Origin of the sequence: Streptomyces sp. NBC_00078 (assembly GCF_026343335.1) — a bacterium.
GTDB lineage: Bacteria > Actinomycetota > Actinomycetes > Streptomycetales > Streptomycetaceae > Streptomyces.
Genome location: NZ_JAPELX010000001.1, coordinates 1,992,105 through 2,012,929, shown reverse-complemented (window position 1 = coordinate 2,012,929; position 20,825 = coordinate 1,992,105). Strand labels below are relative to the sequence as shown.

At 71.7% G+C, this 20,825-nt stretch carries 23 protein-coding genes and 1 riboswitch; of the genes, 14 read left to right on the top strand and 9 right to left on the bottom strand.

Annotation, left to right across the window (positions count from 1 at the left end):
* Window positions 1-67: 67 nt before the first annotated feature.
* A riboswitch (cobalamin riboswitch) is annotated at window positions 68-207 on the bottom strand.
* A 127-nt stretch (window positions 208-334) separates the two neighbouring features.
* The 3 genes from OOK07_RS09370 to OOK07_RS09360 form a co-directional block, all read right to left on the bottom strand.
* Complete coding sequence (locus tag OOK07_RS09370) at window positions 335-562, bottom strand: hypothetical protein (protein WP_266678694.1); 228 nt, start codon at window positions 560-562, stop codon at window positions 335-337.
* 34 nt (window positions 563-596) lie between these two features.
* Window positions 597-1,850, bottom strand: a complete 1,254-nt coding sequence (locus tag OOK07_RS09365; RefSeq protein WP_266678692.1) for an inorganic phosphate transporter — start codon at window positions 1,848-1,850, stop codon at window positions 597-599.
* Between the two features lie 152 nt (window positions 1,851-2,002).
* On the bottom strand, window positions 2,003-2,752 hold the full coding sequence (locus OOK07_RS09360) for a lysozyme (RefSeq protein WP_266795890.1): 750 nt from the start codon (window positions 2,750-2,752) through the stop codon (window positions 2,003-2,005).
* Between the two features lie 196 nt (window positions 2,753-2,948).
* On the opposite strand from OOK07_RS09360, the gene OOK07_RS09355 reads away from it, so the two are divergent.
* From OOK07_RS09355 to OOK07_RS09320, 7 genes are all read left to right on the top strand, one after another.
* Window positions 2,949-3,680 carry a class II aldolase/adducin family protein gene (locus OOK07_RS09355; protein ID WP_266795889.1) on the top strand — a complete coding sequence of 244 codons (732 nt, stop codon included), beginning with the start codon at window positions 2,949-2,951 and terminating at the stop codon, window positions 3,678-3,680.
* A gap of 121 nt (window positions 3,681-3,801) precedes the next feature.
* Entirely contained in the window at window positions 3,802-4,920 is a 1,119-nt protein-coding gene (locus tag OOK07_RS09350) for an alpha/beta hydrolase family protein (protein ID WP_266678686.1), read from the top strand.
* A 343-nt stretch (window positions 4,921-5,263) separates the two neighbouring features.
* Window positions 5,264-6,514, top strand: a complete 1,251-nt coding sequence (locus tag OOK07_RS09345) for a hypothetical protein (RefSeq protein WP_266678684.1) — start codon at window positions 5,264-5,266, stop codon at window positions 6,512-6,514.
* A 508-nt stretch (window positions 6,515-7,022) separates the two neighbouring features.
* Window positions 7,023-7,700, top strand: a complete 678-nt coding sequence (locus tag OOK07_RS09335; RefSeq protein ID WP_266678682.1) for a hypothetical protein — start codon at window positions 7,023-7,025, stop codon at window positions 7,698-7,700.
* A 91-nt stretch (window positions 7,701-7,791) separates the two neighbouring features.
* Window positions 7,792-9,390, top strand: coding sequence for an ABC-F family ATP-binding cassette domain-containing protein (locus OOK07_RS09330; RefSeq protein ID WP_266678680.1), 1,599 nt, complete (start codon window positions 7,792-7,794; stop codon window positions 9,388-9,390).
* Window positions 9,391-9,742: 352 nt separating this feature from the next.
* Window positions 9,743-9,964: a helix-turn-helix domain-containing protein gene (locus tag OOK07_RS09325; RefSeq protein ID WP_004002281.1), complete on the top strand. Its 222-nt coding sequence runs from the start codon at window positions 9,743-9,745 to the stop codon at window positions 9,962-9,964.
* Window positions 9,965-10,081: 117 nt separating this feature from the next.
* Window positions 10,082-10,885, top strand: coding sequence for an enoyl-CoA hydratase/isomerase family protein (locus tag OOK07_RS09320; protein WP_266678678.1), 804 nt, complete (start codon window positions 10,082-10,084; stop codon window positions 10,883-10,885).
* A gap of 80 nt (window positions 10,886-10,965) precedes the next feature.
* On the opposite strand, the gene OOK07_RS09315 is transcribed toward OOK07_RS09320, so the two are convergent.
* A complete protein-coding gene (locus OOK07_RS09315) occupies window positions 10,966-11,676 on the bottom strand; it encodes a nucleopolyhedrovirus P10 family protein (protein WP_266678676.1) in 711 nt (236 codons plus the stop codon).
* Between the two features lie 87 nt (window positions 11,677-11,763).
* On the opposite strand from OOK07_RS09315, the gene OOK07_RS09310 reads away from it, so the two are divergent.
* Genes OOK07_RS09310 through amaP form a run of 5 tightly spaced genes read left to right on the top strand, consistent with a single transcriptional unit; the run spans window position 11,764 to window position 14,101 of the window.
* Window positions 11,764-12,255 carry an Asp23/Gls24 family envelope stress response protein gene (locus OOK07_RS09310; protein ID WP_266678674.1) on the top strand — a complete coding sequence of 164 codons (492 nt, stop codon included), beginning with the start codon at window positions 11,764-11,766 and terminating at the stop codon, window positions 12,253-12,255.
* 43 nt (window positions 12,256-12,298) lie between these two features.
* The gene (locus tag OOK07_RS09305; protein ID WP_266678672.1) at window positions 12,299-12,484 is read left to right on the top strand and encodes a hypothetical protein; all 186 of its coding nucleotides are present in this window, start codon (window positions 12,299-12,301) and stop codon (window positions 12,482-12,484) included.
* Entirely contained in the window at window positions 12,481-12,864 is a 384-nt protein-coding gene (locus OOK07_RS09300; protein ID WP_266795885.1) for an Asp23/Gls24 family envelope stress response protein, read from the top strand. The genes OOK07_RS09305 and OOK07_RS09300 overlap by 4 nt, the downstream gene beginning before the upstream one ends.
* A complete protein-coding gene (locus tag OOK07_RS09295; RefSeq protein ID WP_266678668.1) occupies window positions 12,861-13,517 on the top strand; it encodes a DUF6286 domain-containing protein in 657 nt (218 codons plus the stop codon). Before OOK07_RS09300 ends, OOK07_RS09295 begins: the two co-directional genes overlap by 4 nt.
* 5 nt (window positions 13,518-13,522) lie before the next feature.
* Window positions 13,523-14,101, top strand: a complete 579-nt coding sequence (gene amaP, locus OOK07_RS09290; protein WP_266795883.1) for an alkaline shock response membrane anchor protein AmaP — start codon at window positions 13,523-13,525, stop codon at window positions 14,099-14,101.
* A gap of 12 nt (window positions 14,102-14,113) precedes the next feature.
* Here the strand turns inward: amaP and OOK07_RS09285 are convergent, their stop codons facing one another.
* The 5 genes from OOK07_RS09285 to OOK07_RS09265 all read right to left on the bottom strand — a co-directional run bounded on the left by OOK07_RS09285 (window position 14,114) and on the right by OOK07_RS09265 (window position 18,938).
* Window positions 14,114-14,869 (bottom strand): SDR family oxidoreductase, encoded by a 756-nt coding sequence (locus OOK07_RS09285; RefSeq protein WP_266678664.1) that lies wholly within the window; start codon window positions 14,867-14,869, stop codon window positions 14,114-14,116.
* A gap of 5 nt (window positions 14,870-14,874) precedes the next feature.
* A complete protein-coding gene (locus OOK07_RS09280) occupies window positions 14,875-16,662 on the bottom strand; it encodes a glycoside hydrolase family 15 protein (protein ID WP_266795882.1) in 1,788 nt (595 codons plus the stop codon).
* A gap of 137 nt (window positions 16,663-16,799) precedes the next feature.
* Window positions 16,800-17,591 carry an SURF1 family cytochrome oxidase biogenesis protein gene (locus tag OOK07_RS09275; RefSeq protein WP_266795880.1) on the bottom strand — a complete coding sequence of 264 codons (792 nt, stop codon included), beginning with the start codon at window positions 17,589-17,591 and terminating at the stop codon, window positions 16,800-16,802.
* A gap of 49 nt (window positions 17,592-17,640) precedes the next feature.
* Window positions 17,641-17,874: a metallothionein gene (locus OOK07_RS09270; RefSeq protein WP_266511868.1), complete on the bottom strand. Its 234-nt coding sequence runs from the start codon at window positions 17,872-17,874 to the stop codon at window positions 17,641-17,643.
* 80 nt (window positions 17,875-17,954) lie between these two features.
* Complete coding sequence (locus OOK07_RS09265; protein ID WP_266795879.1) at window positions 17,955-18,938, bottom strand: DEDDh family exonuclease; 984 nt, start codon at window positions 18,936-18,938, stop codon at window positions 17,955-17,957.
* A 182-nt stretch (window positions 18,939-19,120) separates the two neighbouring features.
* Here OOK07_RS09265 and OOK07_RS09260 point away from each other — a divergent pair, with 182 nt between their 5' ends.
* Both OOK07_RS09260 and OOK07_RS09255 read left to right on the top strand, forming a co-directional pair.
* Window positions 19,121-19,918 (top strand): acetoacetate decarboxylase family protein, encoded by a 798-nt coding sequence (locus OOK07_RS09260; protein WP_266678656.1) that lies wholly within the window; start codon window positions 19,121-19,123, stop codon window positions 19,916-19,918.
* Window positions 19,918-20,802: an SDR family NAD(P)-dependent oxidoreductase gene (locus tag OOK07_RS09255; protein WP_266795877.1), complete on the top strand. Its 885-nt coding sequence runs from the start codon at window positions 19,918-19,920 to the stop codon at window positions 20,800-20,802. The genes OOK07_RS09260 and OOK07_RS09255 overlap by 1 nt, the downstream gene beginning before the upstream one ends.
* Window positions 20,803-20,825: the final 23 nt, after the last annotated feature.

Here is a 20,825-nt window from a genome sequence, read left to right as displayed (position 1 = left end):
GTCGGTGCCCCTCAAACGGCAGCCGCGCATGGCGATTTGTCCTCACTCAGGGTGTCCACGCCCTGGTTCGACGAGACCGACGGTGAGAGTTCCTGGCTCCCGGGACTACCTACCCCGGTGACAGTGGCGGGACCGCGCCGGACTTCCACCGGCTTCCTCTCGCGCCGTCGTACATGGCTCCGGCAGTCCACCACGGGCCCGGAAGAGCAGTCAACTTGCTGTTGACCTGGGACGGAGGAGTGTGCGCAGGCCCACATCCAAGAGGTCGCCGGGGTCACGCAAACGCGTGGTGCCGGGACGGATCACCGTCCCGGCACCCAAGGGGTCCCAGGCCTCAGGCCTTGGCCACCACCAGATAGATCCCGTACGCCACCGCCGCCGCGCATGCCGCGAAGCACACGTACGCGGCCGTGACCGCGGCCGCGGCCGAGTCGCCCTGCGTGGCGGCGCGTTCGCGGCGTGACAGGCCCATGATGCCGAGGGTGAACAGGGCCACGAGGCCCACGGTGACCGCGAGGCTGACGCCGAAGACAGAGCCCAGAGCTGCCCAGTCGATCTTCATGCTGCTTCTCTTCCTTCGTACCGGGTGCGCGGACTCAGACGGCCGCGGCCGGCGGGATCGCGGGGTCGGGGACGGCCGTGGCGGCCGTGGCCGGGGCGGGGATGGTGGCTGTCAGGTCCTCGGCCACCGTGCCCGCCGGGGGCGGGGCCACGGCGGCGATCGCCGTGGTCACCACACCGGCCGGTTCCTCGGTCTCGTTGACGTTCGTCGCGTCGACGACCTCGCGCCGGGAGAGCTTCCAGATGGCCGCGCTGGAGGCGATCAGGAAGACGGCGACGACGGCGGTGCCCCAGGCGCCGAGATCGGTGACCGACTCGGCCAGCGCGCCCACCAGGGCCGCGGCCGGCAAGGTCAGGCACCAGGCCACGAGCATCCGGGTCGCCGTCGACCAGCGGACCACGCCGCCCTTGCGGCCGAGGCCCGCACCCATCACCGAACCGGAGACGACGTGGGTGGTGGACAGGGAGAAGCCGAGGTGCGAGGAGGCCAGGATCGCGGTGGCCGCGCTGGTCTGGGCGGCGAAGCCCTGCTGCGGCTGGAGTTCGGTGAGGCCCTTGCCCATGGTGCGGATGATCCGCCAGCCGCCGAGGTAGGTGCCGAGCGCGATGGCGAGACCCGCGGAGAGGATGACCCAGGTGGGCGGGTCGGAGTCCGGGGCGACGGCGCCGCCGGCGACCAGGGCGAGGGTGATGATGCCCATCGTCTTCTGTGCGTCGTTGGTGCCGTGGGCCAGCGAGACCAGGCCCGCGGAGGCGATCTGCCCGGCCCGGTAGCCCTTCGCGGCGGCCTTGCCGTCGGCCTTCCTGCCCAGGGTGTACGACAGCCGGGTCGCGAGCATCGCTGCGAGGCCCGCCACGACCGGGGCGGCGAGCGCGGGGATGAGCACCTTGGTGACGAGCACGTCGCCGTGCACGGCGCCCGTACCCGCCGAGGCGACGGTGGCGCCGATCAGACCGCCCATCAGGGCGTGCGAGGAGCTGGAGGGGAGCCCGACCAGCCAGGTCAGCAGGTTCCAGAGGATCGCGCCGACCAGCGCCGCGAATATGACCTCGGGACGTATGCCGGTCTCGTCGACGAGACCTTTGGAGATCGTGTTGGCGACCTCCACCGAGAGGAAGGCGCCAACAAGGTTCAGCACGGCGGACATGGCCACCGCGACCTTGGGCTTGAGCGCGCCGGTCGAGATGGTGGTGGCCATCGCGTTGGCGGTGTCGTGGAAACCGTTCGTGAAATCAAACGCGAGTGCGGTTACGACCACAATCGCGAGGATCAGCGAGAAGTTTTCCATTTACCCAGGCAATCGTTCGAAGTCATCGGTCGGTTGACCGTAGGAAACCTGAGTGAACGGAAGATGAACTGGGGAGGTCTCTGGAGTGTCTGGATGAGGGGGTCGCCGTACCGCCCGCTTTCGGCGTCCCCCTGGCCCCTTCTGTCCCCTGGTCACTGGCTCCGGGCGAACCTCCTCAGCTGCGCCTGGGACCCGTTGAAGAGATTCTGGTCACCCGGCAGGCTGCCGCTGTTGTCGTACTGCCAGAAGGTCCAGAACGACCACCCGGCCGGCAGTGATCCCGCGTCCGCCGAGTCGTGGCGGGCGATCCACAGCGCGTGGTTCGAGGCGAAGGCGCGGCTGCGGCCGGTGCATGTGTTCCACCAGTGGGCGGTCGTGTAGATCACCGGGCGACGGCCGGTGAGCTGCTTCAGCTCGTCGCTGAACGACTTGATCCAGTCGACCATGCCCGCCTTGCTCAGGCCGTAGCACTTGTGCCTCGAGTCGTACGGGTTGTACTCGATGTCGAGCGCGGGCGGCAGAGTCCAGCCGTCCGCGCTCCACCTTCCGCCGTTGCGCACGAAGAACGCTGCCTGCGTCGCGCCCGGCGACCTGTCCGGCAGCGCGAAGTGGTACGCACCGCGGATGATCCCTGCGGTGCGGGCGCCGCCGTACTGCCGGCCGAAGTACGGGTTGCGGTAGTCGGTGGACTCGGTCGCCTTGACGTATACGAACCTGGCGCCTCCGGCCTTCGCGTCGGACCAGTTGACGTCCCTCTGGTGCGAAGAGACGTCGTGCCCCTTCGGCGGGCTCGCCGCCGAGGCCGGAAGCTCGGCGAGGACGGACGTCCCGATGGCGAGTGCGGCCGCACAGACCGCTGTGACGCGGGCGCGACGGCGGAACGGTTTGCGATCACGAGCCATGTTTCCCCCCGGAATGGCGACGTGCACGACAAAACAACCGGAGATTACTGGAAGATCGTTGAATGTTCGTCGATCTCCGGCCAAGCGCGAAGACAGGGGGATGTGTCCGCGTACGGGGACTTTCGGAGGTCCGGCTTCCGCCCTAAAGTGCCCCTGCCCGGCGGCGGGTTGGGGGTGCGCCTGACAGGATCGGCGTATGGGTGAGCGGCAGCGGGACCAGCGGGGCGAGCGGTATGCGCCAGAGGGTGCACGGGATGTGCCGGAGGGGCGGGGGAGGGGTGTGGGTGACGAGGAGGCGCACGCCTGGGACGCGCTCGTCGCGACCGCCCGCCGCACGGTCCTCGACGGTCTCGTCGTCGGCACGTCCGGCAACGTCTCGGTGCGCGTCGGGGACACCGTGCTGGTCACGCCGTCGGGCGTGCCCTACGACCGGCTCGCGCCCGCGGATGTGACCGGCGTCGACCTCGACGGCCGGCAGGTGCTCGGCACCCTGGCCCCGACCAGTGAGCTACCCATGCACCTCGCCGTCTACCGCACCACCGACGCCCGCGCCGTCGTTCACACGCACGCCGTGCACGCGACGGCCGTCTCGACACTCGTCCCCGAACTCCCGACGATCCACTACATGGCCGGCGCCCTCGGTGGGCCTGTCCGGGTTGCCCCCTATGCGGCATATGGCACCGACGAGTTGGCCGAGAACATGCTCCACGCCCTCGCCGACCGCGCCGGCTGCCTCCTCCAGAACCACGGCACGATCACCTACGGCACCACCCTGGACCAGGCCTACGACCGCACGGCCCAACTGGAGTGGATGTGCCGGCTGTGGCTGACGGCGTCGTCGGTACCGGGCATGTCACCGGCGCTGCTGTCCCGCGAACAGATGGCGGAGGCGGGCGAGAAGCTCCGGGGGTACGGGCAGCGGGGCTGAGCGCACCACGCCCGCAGCGGTGCCGGGCACCCTCGCCCCGAGAGTGCCGGTACCGCAATCGGCATCACCCCGTTCCGCCCTCCCGCTGGCCCGTGACCGGGTTGGCCAGGACACTGGACGGGTGCGCACCGTCAAAGCAACGGCCGCTGCCGTCACCGTAGCCCTGGCAGCCGGCGCGGCCTCCGTGGCCGCCGGCCGGTTCGCGAGCGACGCGGCACTCAAGACGCCCCCGGGCAGGCCGCTGCCCACCGAACCCCGGCTCACCGTGCACGCCACGGCCGCCGGCCAGATCGCGCTCACCCGCGACCTGGCCGCCCTGCGCCCCGGCACCTACGGCCTCTCCGGCGACGGCACCCACGCGGTCGTCGGCCCCGTCCTCGACACCGCCACGCACTCCGCCGACACCGTCGTCCGCCGCCTGGAGCGGGTCACGCACGGCGCCCTGGACCCCGGCGACAAGGTGTGGCTGACCCCGAACGTGCACATCGGCAACCCGAGCACCGCCCTCGGCCTCGACCACACCGACGTGGACATCCCCGGCGAACTCGGCTCCCTGCCCGCCTGGTTCGTGCCCGGCGTCCGGAACACCTGGGTGATCACGGTGCACGGCCTGGGAGCCACCAGGGAACACCCCATGAACGTGATGGAGTTCCTGCACCGGCAGCGCTTCCCGGTGCTTGACCTCGCCTACCGCGGCGACCGCGGCGCCCCCCGTTCCCCGGACGGTCTGAACCACCTCGGCGAGACGGAGTGGCGCGACGTGGACGCGGCGATCCGGTACGCCGTGAACCACGGCGCCAGGCACGTGGTGCTGCACGGCTGGTCCACCGGCGCCACCATGGCGCTGCGCGCCGCCGCGCACTCCGCGCTGCGGGAGAGCATCTCGGGGCTGGTCCTGGACTCCCCGGTCCTCAGCTGGGCCACGACGCTGCGCGCCCTCGCCTCGGCCCGCCGCACCCCGGGCGCGCTGCTCCCGCTCGCCGTGCGGGCCGCCCAGGGGCGCACCGGCCTGGAACGCGATCGCACCGCCGGGGCCGCGCAGCTCACCGTCCCGACGCTGATCTTCCACGGCCCCGACGACACGCTGGCCCCCTGGGAGTACTCCCGCCGGCTCGCGGACGCGCACCCCGGCCTGATCGCCCTCCGCACGGTGCCGCAGGCTGGGCACGGAGCGATGTGGAACGCCGACCCGAAGGCCTACGAAGAGGCGTTGCGCCGCTTCCTGACCCCGCTGATGTGACCCTGCCGAGGTGACCGTCCGCCAGAGGTGAGCAGCAGCGGAGCTGAACAGCACACGCGATTCCGTTTAAGGCCGTACCACTGGCCGGTTCTCGGTCCCGAGCCGCTCGCCCGCCCCCGTCCGTTGGCCAGTCCCGTCGCCCCCCGTGACATTCCGTTTGGGTTTTCCGACCGTCAACCGGAAGACTGCACCCGTGACGTCCCGTATCCCGCGCGACTCCAGGCTTCGACTCGTCCGCCCGCGACCCCTGGCCGCCGCCCCCTCAGCTGTGAACCAGCGGCGCTCGCGCCGCCCCGCGCCCCGCCCTCCGGAGGGCACACCGGCGCCCGCGGAGCTGGCCAGAATGGCGCGCTCCGGTCTGGCCGCCGCGGCCCGCGTCGCCCGCTGGGCGGACGCCGCCCTCGGCCCGGGCGGCGACAGCGCGACAGCCGACGGCAAGGCCACCCTCGCCGAGGCGACCGCGGAACGGGCCTCCCGCGACCTGGGCCTGACCGCGGCTCAGGTCCGCGCCGACTGGGACACCGCCCGTCTCGCCGGCCTCGTCGAGGTGCACGGCGACAGCGCCCGCCCCGGCTGGCGGCTGCGTGCCTGGGACCGCGACGACAGCGCCGTACTGCGCGGCTGGGTCGCCCTGTTCGACGCCTGGTCGCTCGCTCACGCCGAGCCCGCGGAGCACGAGCCCGCGGCCGTCGCCGAGGTCGTCTCGGCCATGCCTCAGGTGCTCTCCTTCCTCCAGCTGTCCGCCGGACCCGTCCCGGTCGACCAGCTTCTGGACCTCCTGGCGCAGCGGGTCACCGAACTGCGCACGGAGCGCTGCGAGATTCCCTACGGACCGCAGCCCGACCCCCTGCAGCAGCCCCAGGCCCCCGACACCCCGCTCGCGCCCCTCCTCGACTGGGCCCTGTACGCCCTCGGCTCCGTCGGTGCGCTCACCTACGGAGACGGACAGGCCACGCTCACCCCGCTCGGCAGCTGGGCGGTCTGGGTCAAGCTGGAGCAGATCTGCGTCGCCGCGCAGAGCCCCGCCGGGAACATCGAGCAGGCCGCCGAGGACATGCTCCGCGGCTGCGCCCAGCTCCGTCCCAACGCGGCCCGCGCCGAGTACCGCGCCTGGCTCGCCGCCCGGCCCGTCGGCAGCGCCGTCAGCGAACTCATCGACGCGGCCCGCGGCGACGACGCCCTCCTGCGCGGCCTCGCCTTCGAGGCGCTGCGCGTGGTCGGCGCCCCCGCCGAGCCCGACGTCAGCGCCGTGGCCGACGAGCCCACGCTCCGGCCCTACGCCCTGCTGTGGCTCGCCGAGCACGACGGCGTCGACCCCGAGGACGCCTACGAGGTCCTCACCCGGGAAGAGGCCACCTGGCTGTGGGTCGACACCGCGGCCGCCGTCGCCGACCACGGCGAGGCCCCGATGCTCGTACGGCACCTGGAGTCCGCCGTCCAGCCGACGGTCCCCATGCTCCTGGACGAGGTGCGCGCCGTCGGCCACCCCCGCACCGTGCAGGTCCTGGTCGCGCTCGCCGCGGCGCACCCGGACCCCGCCCTGGCGAAGGCCGTGCGCCGCGCCGCCTTCCAGGTGCACACCGGGGGCGATTAGGAGCAGTCGGCGGCTATCCGGGGCGCGTACGTGCCGAAGCTCCGGATGGTGCCCTCGGCGTCCCCGGCCAGGCGGCTCCGTGAGCCGTGGCGGGCCCTGGTCCGTCGGGGGCATCAGCGTTCTCCATGGCGCTCCATGGCGCGCCATGGAGGTGTGCCTCGGCGTCGTCCACGGTGACGTACACCCCGCTCGGGGCCCGCGCCCTTCCTCGCCGAGTCGTGGACGCCGCCGCGGCCCTTGGGCCGGAAAGGCGCTCGGCCGCCCGCTGCCCGGTGCCGGCCATGCCGATCACCCTCTTGTGCTCCCTGCCGGAATCCGCCCCGCTGCCCGGCGGCACAGCGACCACTGACCACACCCCGGGACCGCCCTTCGAGGCCGGCGAAGGGGCCGAACGGGGGACGTGCCCGCTCACCCCGCCGTGTCACGACCGCACACCCCGGCCGCCGTACCCGCTCGTGGCTACGCTCTGCGCCGGATCCGAGGGTGATGGACGCGGAAGGGGGGCACGGTGGGCGATCTGCCGGTCGAGACGACGGGGGCGCGCCGCGCCGCCCCGGAGACCAGTGAACTCCCGGGCGCCCGCCGCGTCCGCCGCCCGCTCGTCGCCACCCTGGCCTTCCTCCTGGCGGTGCCCGTCCTGGCCGCCGTTTACGAGTCCCGCCCCGCCCCCTACGGGGACCACTTCACCGCAGGCGCGCGCTACACGCGCGACGGCCGCCATCCGCTCGCCGTGCTCCGCGCGCGTGGGGACGCCATCACGCTCTGGGACGACGGACTGGTCACCGCCGCCGACGGCTCCGCCGTCCGCTGGCACCGCGCCCTCCCCGCGAGCGCCGACTGGCTTCCCGCACAGGGCGGCACCGGAGTCCTGCGCCCCCTCGGCCGTGGGCTCCTCGCCGTCGTCACCCCGCCCCGCATCGCCGCCTACCGCATCGCCGACGGCGACCTGCGCTGGGTGGTGCCCGCGCGCGGCGGGTGCGCCTTCGCGCCCGAGCGTGCCGTACGTCACGCCGCCGGAGCGCTGCTCGTCGCCCAGCTCTGCCCGGAATCGGCGTGGACGTCCCAGCTCATCGCCGTGGACGAGCTGGGCCGGACGACCCTGCACCGTGCGCCCCTTGGCGACAGCCTCGCCGGCGGGCGGCCCGAACACCCGAACACAGAAAAAGTGGTTGCACAGCCCCGTTAGACTTGGCCCATGGCCATTCTCCTCGCGCATTAGACGGCGGGAACGTCCTCAGTCGCCCACCCGTCATCCCAGTCTGCCCTGGAGCCTGTCCGTGATCTCCGCCTCCGGTATCGAGCTGCGCGCCGGTGCCCGCGTCCTCATCGAGTCCGCCTCCTTCCGTATCGCCAAGGGCGACCGCATCGGACTGGTCGGCCGCAACGGCGCCGGCAAGACCACCCTCACCAAGGTCCTGGCCGGCGACGGCATCCCCGCCGGAGGCACGGTCACCCGCTCCGGCGAGGTCGGCTACCTCCCGCAGGACCCGCGCACCGGCGACCTCGACATCCTCGCCCGCGACCGCGTCCTGTCCGCGCGCGGTCTCGACGTACTGCTCCGCAAGATGCGCGAGAACGAACAGCGGATCGCGAACGGCCAGGGCGCCACCCGCGAGAAGGCGCTCAAGCAGTACGAGCGCAACGAGACGGAATTCCTCACCAAGGGCGGGTACGCCGCCGAGGCCGAGGCGGCCACCATCGCCGCCGCCCTCAACCTGCCCGACCGGGTGCTCGGCCAGCCGCTGCACACACTCTCCGGCGGTCAGCGCCGCCGTATCGAACTGGCCCGCATCCTCTTCTCGGACGCGGACACCCTGCTGCTCGACGAGCCGACCAACCACCTCGACGCGGACTCGATCGTCTGGCTGCGCGACTACCTGAAGACCTACCGCGGCGGCTTCATCGTCATCTCCCACGATGTCGACCTGGTCGAGACGGTCGTCAACAAGGTGTTCTACCTGGACGCCAACCGCGCCCAGATCGACATCTACAACATGGGCTGGAAGCTCTACCAGCAGCAGCGCGAGGCCGACGAGAAGCGCCGCAAGCGGGAGCGGGCCAACGCCGAGAAGAAGGCCGCCGCGCTGCACTCGCAGGCCGACAAGATGCGCGCCAAGGCCACCAAGACGGTCGCCGCGCAGAACATGGCCCGGCGCGCGGACAAGCTGCTCTCCGGCCTGGAGGCGGTGCGCCAGAGCGACAAGGTCGCCAAGCTGCGCTTCCCCGAGCCCGCACCGTGCGGAAAGACGCCCCTGACCGCCGAGGGCCTGTCGAAGTCGTACGGCTCGCTGGAGATCTTCACCGACGTCGACCTGGCCATCGACAAGGGTTCCCGCGTCGTCATCCTCGGCCTGAACGGCGCCGGCAAGACCACACTGCTCAGGCTCCTCGGCGGCGTCGAGAAGCCCGACACCGGCGAGGTCGTCGAGGGCCACGGCCTCAAGCTCGGCTACTACGCGCAGGAGCACGAGACCCTCGACCCGGAGCGCACGGTCCTGGAGAACATGCGGTCCGCCGCCCCCGACCTGGACCTCGTCGAGGTGCGCAAGACACTCGGCTCGTTCCTGTTCTCCGGCGACGACGTCGACAAGCCGGCCGGCGTCCTCTCCGGCGGCGAGAAGACCCGCCTGGCCCTGGCGACCCTGGTGGTCTCCTCCGCGAACGTCCTGCTGCTGGACGAGCCGACCAACAACCTCGACCCGGCCAGCCGCGAGGAGATCCTCGGCGCCCTGCGTACCTACAAGGGCGCGGTCGTCCTCGTCACCCACGACGAGGGCGCCGTCGAGGCGCTGCAGCCGGAGCGGATCATCCTGCTGCCGGACGGCGTCGAGGACCTGTGGGGCGCCGACTACGCGGACCTCGTCGCCCTCGCCTGAGAGTCAGCACCGCGTGATCGAAGGTGTGATCCACAGCGTATGGATCATTCGGCCGATCCGTGATCCATCATCTGTGTGAGATCTCCTCGTACCGAGGTGTGTCCTACATCGAATTCGCGGCCGAGCCCTTTATCGACAAGGGTTCGGCCGTAGTACGTCTCTGACCTGGTGCTTCGCAACACAACCCGTTCGGCGGTACGAACGCCGAGGGGAGGAATTACAGATTCCGCTTGTGGGGATGCGCTCCCGTCGTCACAACCCTGTCTCACGGACCTTGCCGAATGGGTGGCCATGAACGCCTTGAGGGGTGATCATGAGGGGACCAGAGCGCACTTCCCACGAGGAGGCACGGGTGGCCGAGACTCTGAAGAAGGGCAGCCGGGTAACCGGCGCCGCGCGCGACAAGCTCGCGGCAGACCTGAAGAAGAAGTACGACTCCGGTGCGAGCATTCGGGCACTGGCCGAGGAAACCGGCCGCTCGTATGGCTTCGTGCACCGGATGCTCAGCGAGTCGGGCGTCACGCTCCGTGGGCGTGGCGGGGCGACGCGGGGCAAGAAGGCCGCCTCGTCCTGATCCCGGGAGGCTCATCGGCTTCGATGGTGGCCACCCGGTCGGTCGGCAGATCGGCCGGGTGGTTACTGTGCAGTCACTTAGCTTCGCTCTGCTGACCGCACTCATCGGAGGCATTCCATGGCTTCGCCTGCCCAGGACCTCGGTCCGCTGCTCGACAAGGACGGCGTACGGCTCACCGTCGACGACGCGATCGCCACGGTGACGCTGACCAACCCGGCCAAGCGCAACGCGCAGAGCCCCGCTCTGTGGCGTGCGCTCGCCGAGGCAGGTCGGATCCTGCCGGGGTCCGTGCGTGTCGTCGTGCTGCGCGCCGAGGGGCAGTCCTTCTCCGCCGGGCTCGACCGGCGCATGTTCACGCCCGAGGGAATCGAGGGCGAGCCGACGTTCGTCGACATCGCGCGCAGCAGCGACGGCGAACTCGACGCGATCATCGCCGAGTTCCAGGCCGGATTCACCTGGTGGCGGCGCAGTGACCTCGTGTCCGTCGCCGCCGTGCAGGGGCATGCCATCGGCGCGGGCTTCCAGCTGGCGCTCGCCTGTGACCTGCGCGTGGTCGCCGACGACGTGCAGTTCGCCATGCGCGAGACCAGCCTCGGACTCGTACCCGACCTGACCGGCACGCATCCGCTCGTCGGACTGGTGGGCTATGCCCGCGCACTGGAGATCTGCGCGACCGGCCGCTTCGTCCAGGCCGAGGAGGCCGTCAGCACGGGGCTCGCCAACCTCGCGGTACCCGCCGAACAGCTTGAGGGCGCCGTGCACGACCTGGTGTCGGCGGTCCTGGCCGCACCCCGGGACGCGGTGATCGAGACCAAGGCGTTGCTGCGCGGGGCACAGGGCCGGGACTACGACGCCCAGCGCGCCGCCGAGAGGGCCGCGCAGGCACGGCGCCTGCGGGACCTGGCCGGCCTGGGCGAGTGAGCCGACCGGGCGGGTGGGCCGACCGCACCGGACGCCGCCACGACCGCTCGCCCACGGCAGTGGTCACTCCACGGCAGTGATCAGCCCACGGCTGTGATCAGTACCGCCACCGTCAGGTGATCCGCCGGCGACGCGGAGACCGCCGCCCGCACCTCCCGGGCCACGTCCAGGGCCCGGTGGCCCGCGTCCACCGCCAGCTCCACGCGCGCGTGACGGTGCGGCAGCGCGCCCTCCTCGTGCCGCTCCTCGATGTGCACGGACCGGCCCAGCCCGCCCGTCAGACGGGCAACTCCCGGGACGGCGAGGGCGGCAGCCGCGGCGCGGCCCTCGTCGCCGGTCCCGGACCCGGCGGCGCGCGATGGCTCAGGCGGCCGCACCGGCACGGCCTCCGGGACCTCGTCCAGCAGCGCCGTGACCCGCAGGTCGACATCCGCCACCACCAGGCCGAGCAGTTCGGTCGCCGCTGCCGTCAGCGTCGCACGCAGCAGGGTCGCGGTCGTCGGCAGCGGCTGAGCGGCCGTCGCCGCGAAATCCGCCGTCAGCCGTAGCGGTCCGGGCGGCAGGGCGCTCGGCGGGGGCGGCACGGCGGGGTCGGCCGCGGTGTCCGGGTCGGCGAGCGCGATCCGCAGCCCGTCCAGCCGTACCCAGCTCAACTCCCCGGCCGCGCGCCTGAGCACCGCCTCGGCCGCCGCCTCCGAGATCCACGCGCCCTCGCGCGGTCCGCCCAGGGGCAGAAGTCTGCCCAGGCCCAGTTGATGCCGTACCTCTTGCGCCCACCGTTCCGCCGTCATTCCTCCAGCCTGCCGCATCCCCGGCGCGCGGTGGCGCAACCTCACTTACCGTGGTGAAAGGAGGACGAATCGAAGGGACGTGCGGCGATGACCGACATGACGGAGCAGAACCGGACGAGGAGTCCCGGAGAAGCGAGTGAGGCCCCGGAAAACCCAGCGCTGCGGAAGTCGACGCGGCGCGGCGGGGGAGACCCGGCCACCCGGGGACGTACGACGATCGCCGACGGGGTCGTGGAGAAGATCGCCGGACTGGCCGCGCGCGACGTGGTCGGCGTGCACGCCATGGGCAGCGGGATCAGCCGCACCTTCGGCGCCGTGCGCGACCGGGTACCGGGCGGGGCGAAGTCGGTGACACGCGGCGTGAAGGCCGAGGTCGGCGAGGTGCAGACGGCGCTTGACCTGGAGATCGTCGTCGACTACGGCGTCTCGATCTCCGACGTCGCCCATGACGTGCGCGAGAACGTCATCGCGGCGGTGGAGCGGATGGCCGGCCTGGAGGTCGTGGAGGTCAACATCGCGGTGAGTGATGTGAAGCTGCCGGAGGAAGAGGACGACGAGCCGGAGTCGCGGCTCCAGTGACCTCCTGGAGACCGGACAACCGCACCGCTGAGGGGAGTGCACGATGAGCATGGCCGTGGTCGGCATGATCGCCGGAATGGCGCTGGGCTTCGCCGGGTACTTCGGCGGCTTCGGGGCCTTTGTGCTGGTGGCTGCCCTGGGCGCCATCGGTTTCGTCGTCGGCCGGTTCCTGGAGGGGGACCTGGAACTCGGCGACTTCTTCCGTACGCGTGACGACCGCCGGCGGTGACATCGGTGAGCGAGGGTGCCACTGAGCTTCGCAGCCCCCCGGCGGCCGTCGCACCGGGGGAGCGCGGTGCCACCAGGATCGCCGACCGGGTGGTCTCGAAGGTGGCCGCTCAGGCTGCCCGCGAAGTGCTCGCCGACCAGTCCCGGGACACCAGGCCCGCGCAGGCCGCCGTCGTGGTCCACCATGGCGCCGCCCATGTCCGCCTGCACATCGAGCTCGACTACCCCTGCGACATCGGCGCGCGGTGCGCGGATGTGCGTCGGCATGTCGCTTCGCGGGTACGCGCGTTGGTGGGCATGGAGGTGCCGGAGGTCGCCGTTCACGTGGAACGGCTGCACCTGACCCCGGCGCACGGCGCGGCACAGGGGAGGACGCGATGAGCGAGCCCCAGGGCTCCGAGGGCACCACACAACGACTGCCGGTCATGGAGAGGGCGCCCGGCGGCGACTTCGACCACGCACCACCGCCCCCGCCGGCGGCCGACGACGTACGCGAGGGCCGCTTCTGGTCCGCGCGCCGCGTCCCCGCGGGCATCGTCGCGGTCCTGATCGTGGCGGTCGCGGGCGTGTTCCTCTACGACGTCGCGGCGGTGCGCGCCGGCCGTCCCGCGATGGGCTGGCGCCGCGAACTCGCCCGGCAGCTCGCCGAGCGCCCCCTCGACGACACCTGGGTGCTCGTGGGGGCCGGCGTCGCCGCGGTCCTCGGCCTCTGGCTGATCGTGCTGGCCGCCACGCCGGGCCTGCGCGGCGTCCTGCCGATGCGGCGCCCCGACACCGACGTACACGCCGGTCTGTACCGGGAGGCGGCCGCGCTGGTGCTTCGCGACCGTGCCATGGAGGTCGCCGGTGTGCAGTCGGTACGGGTGCGGGTGCGCCGGTCCCGGGCCGACGTCTTCGCCGTCTCGCACTTCCGTGAACCGGACGATGTGCGCGCCGACCTGGACACCTCGCTCGCGGAGGCGGTCGACGGCCTGGGGCTGTCCCGGCCCCCCGCGCTGTCGGTGCACGTACGGCGTCCCGGACGGAAGAGGTGAGGGCGATGCTCAGGACCGTCAACCGAGTGCTGATCGGGATCGCCGGGCTCGTGCTGCTCCTGCTGGGCGGCTCCGTACTGGCGGTGGGACTCGGCCTGAAGCCCCCCTCATGGTGGATCCACGACGGGCGGCACGACGTACTGCTCAGCGACGCCGAACGCACCCACTGGCGGGACGCCGGCTGGTGGTGGCCCACCGTCATCGCCGTACTGGCCGTCCTGGTCCTGTTCGGCCTGTGGTGGCTGACCGCGGTCCTGCGCCGGCGCCGCCTCGCCGAGGTCTTGGTCGACACCGGCGACGGCGAGGGGGCGCTGCTGCGGGGCCGGGCCCTGGAGGGCGTACTGGCGGGCGAGGCGGGCGAGCTGGACGGCGTGGCGCATGCCCACGCCCGGCTGACCGGCAACCGCGACGCCCCGAAGGCGCGCGTGCAACTCCACCTGGAACCGCACGTGGACCCGGCAGCGGCCCTGCACCACCTCACGCACCAGGCCCTGATGCACGCGCGCCGTTCGGCGGCCCTCGCGGCCCTTCCCGCAGAGGTGCGACTGAAGGGTGTCAAGCACCGTGCGGTAAGGGTGAGTTGACCTGGCCGGGCGTCAGAACCCGTGCCGCATACCGCCGTCGACCGGGACCATGATGCCCGTCAGATAGGAAGCGGCCGGTGACAACAGGAAGGCGGCCGTCCGCCCGAACTCCTCCGGCAGCCCGTAGCGCCGCAGCGGAATGCGGGACTCATGGGCCGCCCGTGTGGCCTCGGGGTCGGCGGACAGAGCGTCCAGTTCGCGCACCCGGTCCGTGTCGATACGGGCCGGCAGCAGCCCGACGACCCGGATTCCCCGCGGTCCCAGTTCGTCCGAGATCGATTTGGCGAACCCGGCCAGGCCCGGCCGCAGCCCGTTCGAAATGGTCAGTCCCGGAATCGGCTCGTGCACCGACCCGGACAGCACGAACCCGATCACACCCCCGGCCTCGAGTTCCGCGGCCGCCGTCCGCGCCAGCCGGACCGCTCCCAGGAACACCGACTCGAACGCCGACTGCCACTGCTCGTCCGTGTTGTCCGCGACGAATCCGGGTGCGGGCCCGCCCACGCTGATGAGGATGCCGTCGAAGCCGCCGAACCGCTGCCGCGCCGCCTCGACGAGCCGCGCGGCCGCGTCGGTGTCCGCGTTGTCGACGGCCACCCCGGCCGCGTTCGGTCCCAGCGCGGCCGCCGCGTCGGCGACCCGCTTCTCGTCCCGCCCCGTGACGACCACCTTCGCGCCGTCCGCGACGAGTTCGCGCGCGGTGGCGTGGCCGAGGCCGCGCGTGGCTCCGGTGACGACGTACACCCGGTCCTTCAGTCCAAGATCCATGGCCCTTATCCTGCCTCGTCGTCCCCGAAGAGGGCGAGGGCGGTGTGCACCAGACCGACGTGACTGAAGGCCTGCGGGAAGTTGCCGAGCAGACGGTCGCCCACGGGGTCGTACTCCTCGGACAGCAGGCCCACGTCGTTGGCGAGCCCCAGCAGCCGTTCGAACAGTTCCCGTGCCTCCTTCTTCCGGCCCGTCTTGTGCAGTCCGACCGCGAGCCAGAACGAGCAGACCAGGAAGGTGCCCTCCTCGCCGGACAGCCCGTCGATCGTCGTCTCGTCGGTGCTGTAGCGGCGCAGGAAGCCGCCGTGGCTCAGCTCTTCGCGGACGGCGTCGATGGTGCCGAGCACGCGGGAGTCGTCGGGCGGGAGGAAGCCGACGCGCGGGATGAGAAGGAGCGCGGCGTCCAGTTCGCGGGAGCCGTAGTACTGCGTGAAGGTGTTCCGCTCGCGGTCGAAGCCCTTCTCGCACACTTCGCGGTGGACCTCGTCGCGCAGGGCGCGCCAGCCGTCGAGATCGCCCTCAAGGCGCGGGTTCTCCTCCAGCGCGCGTACGGCACGGTCCGCGGCCACCCACACCATGACCTTGGAGTGGACGAAGTGACGTCGGCCGCCGCGTACCTCCCACAGCCCCTCGTCGGGCTGTCGCCACTCGGACTGCAGCCACTTCATCAGCGCGGCCTGGATCGACCACATGTGCGGTTTGGTGGACAGGCCCGAACTCCGGGACAGTGACAGCGAGTCCATGACCTCGCCGTACACGTCCAGCTGCAGCTGGTTCACGGCCTCGTTGCCGATGCGTACGGGTGTCGACCCCGCGAAGCCGGAAAGCCACGGCAGTTCGGACTCGGGCAGCCGTCGCTCGCCCGCCAGGCCGTACATGATCTGCAGGTCGGCCGGATCACCCGCGACCGCGCGCAGCAGCCAGTTCCGCCAGGCCTCGGCCTCCTGGTGGTAGCCGCAGGTCAGGAGCGCGTCCAGGGTGAAGGTGGAGTCGCGCAGCCAGCAGTAGCGGTAGTCCCAGTTGCGCACCCCGCCGAGCTCCTCGGGCAGGGAGGTGGTGGGGGCGGCGACGATGCCGCCGGTCGGCGCGTAGGTGAGAGCCTTGAGGGTGATCAGGGAGCGCATCACGGCGTCCCGGTGAGGACCGTGGTAGTGGCACTGGGACGCCCATGCCTGCCAGTCCGCGACGCTGGCGCGCAGCGCCTCGTACGGATCCATCTGCGGCGGACGCTGACGGTAGGAGGGGTGCCAGGTGAGGACGAACGCGACCTTCTCGCCCTCCTCGACCGTGAACTCCGAGTGCGTGGCGAGGTCCTCGCCCCAGGTGTGCACCGCGGGGTCGCTGCGCAGCCAGACCGAGTCCGGGCCGGCGACGGCCACCCGGTGCTCGCCGGACCTGCGCATCCACGGCACGATCGACCCGTAGTCGAAGCGCAGGCGCAGTGTGCTGCGGACGGTCACCCTGCCACGCAGGCCCTCGACGACTCGTACGACCTCGGGGGCGCGTTCGCGCTGCGGCATCAGGTCGCTCACGCGCACCGCGCCCTCGTCCGTCTCCCACTCGGTGTCCAGGACGAGGGTGTCGGGGCGGTAGGCCCGGCGGGTGCAGGGACCGTCGGCGCCTTTGGGGGCGATGCGCCAGTGGCCGTCGCCCTCGTCGCCGAGCAACCGGGCGAAGCAGGCCGCCGAGTCGAAGCGCGGCAGGCAGAGCCAGTCGACGGAGCCGTCCCGGCCGACCAGGGCCGCGGTCTGCTCGTCGCCGATGAGAGCGTAATCCTCGATACGGGGGTGCACGGAGTTGCGGGTTCCCGGTGAGCACCCCTGGCAATCCGGGCGGGGGCCGTGGGAGTGACGGCCGCCCGGGGCGGGGGAGTGAACGCCGCCTGGGGGCGGGGGAGTGAAGGCCGCCTGAGGGGGCGGGTCCGGCCCCGCTACACCGTCGCCGGTTCCGCTGCCTCCGCCTGCTCACTGGCTGCGGCTTCCGCCCGGTCGCGGAGTTCGCGTCGCACCAGGACCCACCAGCCCACGGGGACGCCCGCGGCGAACAGCCACCACTGGATCATGTACGCGTAGTTCAGCGGTGCGTCCTCGCTGCCGGGATCCGAGATCTGCTCGGGGCTGTCGCCCTTCGCCTCGGGTGCCGTCTGCTCGACGTAGCCGCCGAGGACCTCGGCGCCGAGCCGCCGCGCCTGCTCCTCGCTGTTGATCAGCATGATCTGCCGGGCCGGCAGCCCCTTGATCTCCTTGATGCCGCTCGTCGCGGTGGTCTCGTCGGCCTTCAGCCGCCCCTCGATGGTGACCTTGCCGGCCGGGGGCGCGGGGATCTTCGGGAAGGCGGTCTGCGCGCCGTTGGCCGGGATCCAGCCACGGTTGACGAGCACCACCTTGCCGTCCGTCAGGACGAGCGGGGTGAGGACGTGGAAGCCGACCTCGTCGTCGTCGTTGGTGCGGCGCCGGACGACGACCTCGCGGGCGGTGTCGAAGGTGCCCGTCGCGGTGATGGTGCGGTACTTCTCGGTGCTGGTGACCGCATGCCCGGGGGAGGTCAGCCGCTGCACGGGGACCGGCTTCGCGTGCAGCGCCGAGGAGACGAGGTCGTTGCGGGCGGTCCGCATCTCGTAGCGGTGCTTCTGCCAGATGCCCAGCCTGATCATCGTGGGGATCAGGACAAGGGCGATCAGGGTGAGGATCACCCACTGCCGGGACAACAGGAAGCGGTACACCCCACGACCGTACAACTCGGTCGTGGGGTGCGATCGGGCGGGTCACGGGTTACACCTTGTCGATGATCCCCACCTTGCCCTCCGCACGGGCACAGTGCGCGCCGCAGTACCACTGGCCCTCGACCTCGACGCCCTGGCCGATGATCTGCACACGACAGTGCTCGCACACGGGTGCCATGCGGTGGATCGCGCAGGAGAAGCAGTCGAAGACGTGCACCGCTCCTTGTGCGTGCACCTCGAAGGACATTCCGTAGTCATTGCCACATACTTCACAGGTCGCCATGCGCCACAGGGTGAGCCTTCGCTGCCGCGCGGGCGAGCGGACGGCGGGCGAGTCGCGTGGCAATCACCCGTCCGTACGGGTCACCCGTCCGCGGGCTCCACGTCCCTGAGCAACTGCCCGAACGCCGCCTCGTCCACCACCGGGGTGCCGAACTGCCGGGCCTTGACGACCTTCGACGTGGTCGAGTCCGGGTCGTTCGTGACGAGCAGGCTGGTCAGCCGGGACAGGCTCGTCGCGACATGCAGCCCGGCCTCGACGGCGCGGTCCTCCAGCAGGTCGCGCTCGACCGAGGTGTCTCCGGAGAAGGCCACCCGCATGCCCTGCTTGAGGGGTTTGCCGTCTTCGTAACGGCCTGGGTTGGGATGGGGGCATGCGGGCCTTTTACGGGAAGGGCGCCAACTGGTCGGCCGATAGCCGTCGTAGCCGCCGCCGGACTGGCGCGGCACCGGCCGGTCGCTCCACTCCGTCAGCGGCCGGCACTCCAGCAGCGGCAGCCGTACGCCCCGCGCCGCCGCGGCCCTCAGGCTCGGCCGGAACGCCTCCGCCAGCACGCGCGCGTCGTCCAGCGCGTGGTGCGCGCGCTGCTGTACGACGCCGAAGTGGGCGGCCAGCGACTCCAGCTTGTGGTTGGGCAGCGGCAGGGCCAGCTCCTTGGAGAGCGCGATGGTGCACAGCCGCTGCCGCACCGGTGCCTCGCGCTTCGCGCGCGCGTACTCCCGCGCGATCATCTGCCAGTCGAAGACGGCGTTGTGCGCGACGAGCACCCGGCCGTCCAGCCGGGTCGCGAACTCCTCGGCGATGTCCTGGAAGAGGGGCGCGCCCTCCAGCGCCTCGCTCGTCAGACCGTGGATCCACACCGGCCCCGGGTCCCGCTCCGGATTGACCGTGGTGTACCAGTGGTCCTCGACCTCGCCGCGTGCGTCCAGCCGGTAGACGCCCGCGGAGATTATCCGGTCGTCCCGCGCCAGGCCGGTGGTCTCCACGTCAACGACCGCGTATCCCTGCGGATACGCGGCCGGCCACGTCGTCGGGGAGGACGCGGCGGTCGTCAGGTCTTCGAGCATGGTCCCTGAGGATACGGGCCGCCACTGACAGTCCTGTCCGTCAGGTGCCCTTGCGTGCCCGTCTGTTCGAGTGCCGCGAATGGCGCGAATGTCTGTGCCCACGGCTATGGACCTTTTCGGCACCCGGTGCAAGCGTGCTGCCCGCCCGGCGTGTGACGGTCGACGGAAGGGCGGTACGACGTATGGCACGCGTACGGTACGGCGCACGGACCGAGGCGGAGATCGCCGCCGCGCGCACAGCGAGCGCACGGCTTCCCGACATCTGGTCCACCGGTGTGGCGGCCCTCTGGGAGACCGACCCGGACGCCCTCGCGGCGGTCCTGCCGCCGCCCCTGAAACCCACGAGCCGGCCTCTGGCCCGGGTGAACATCAGCAAGGTCGAGCTGCCCGGATACCCGCTCGGTGCGGGCTCGTTCGCGGTCGCCGCCTCGCACGCCGGCGTCGACGGCTGGTATCCGCTCGTCATGCCGATGACCCACGAGCGGGCCCTCACCGGCGGCCGCGAGGTCTTCGGGGAGCCCAAGAAGCTCGGCGAGGTGACTCTTGAGCGTGACGGCCTCGTCGTCCACGCCTCGCTCGCCCGGCACTCCGTCGCCTTCGTCGAGGTGCGCGGCGCGGTGAGCGAGGAACTGCCGCTGCCGGAGCCGAGCCGGAAGACCGACTTCTACTTCAAGTTCCTTCCCGCGGTGGACGGTTCGGGCTTCGACGCCGGCCCGGTGCTCGTGCACTGCCTGCGCGAGGAGAAGGTGCGCCGGCTGGAGCGCGTCACCGGGGACGTCATGCTGCGCGAGTCCATGTACGACCCGGTGGCCGACCTGCCGGTCCGTCGCCTGATCGGCATCACGATCGGCGAGAAGACGAGCGGCCAACGCGGCAAGGTCGTCGAACGGGTGAGCGCCGAGGCCCTGTTGCCGTACATCCACCAGCGTTACGACGATCCGCGGCAGATCCTCGACGCGCCGCCCGAGGGGAGTGCCTGATGGAGCTGATGTCCGGACAGGTCGCCGTCGTCACCGGCGCGGCGAGCGGGATCGGGCTCGCGATGGCCCGGCGGTTCGCGGCCGGAGGCCTGAAGGTGGTCCTCGCCGACGTCGAGGCGAGCGCCCTGGACAAGGCCGCCGCGGACCTGCGTGCCGAGGGTGCCGACGTGCACGCGCGCGTGGCCGACGTCGGCGAGCGTCAACAGGTCCTGGACCTCGCGGAGTCGGTGTACGACAGGTACGGCGCCGTACACGTCCTGTGCAACAACGCCGGGGTCGGCTCGGGTGCCGAGGGCCGGATGTGGGAGCACGAGCCGAACGACTGGAAGTGGGCGTTCGCCGTCAATGTGTGGGGTGTCTTCCATGGCGTCCAGGCGTTCGTTCCACGGATGATCAAGTCGGGTCAACCCGGTCATGTCGTCAACACGTCCTCCGGCGACGGCGGTATCGCCCCGCTGCCCACGGCCTCCGTGTACGCCGTCACGAAGGCGGCCGTCGTGACCATGACCGAGTCCCTGTACGCCCATCTCCGAGCGGAGCACGCACGCGTGGGGGCGTCCGTGCTGTTCCCCGGGCCGCACATGCTGCGCACCGGCCTGTGGGAGTCGCACCGCAACAGACCCGCCTGGTACGCGAAGGAGAGGCCGCGCAAGACGCCGTACCGCAGCCTCGGCCAGTGGGAGTCCGCAATGCGCTCGGCGGGACGGGAAGTGCGCTTCACCCCCGTCGAGGAGGTCGCGGACCTCGTCTTCGACGGCATCCGGGCCGACCGCTTCTGGCTGCTGCCGCCCAGTGAGCACAGCGACGCCCAGATCCGCGCGCGGGCCGAGTCGATGCTCGACCGCACGAACCCGTCGTACCTCGAGCAATTCATCCTTGACTGAATCGTTGCCGCGCTTGTCCGCCG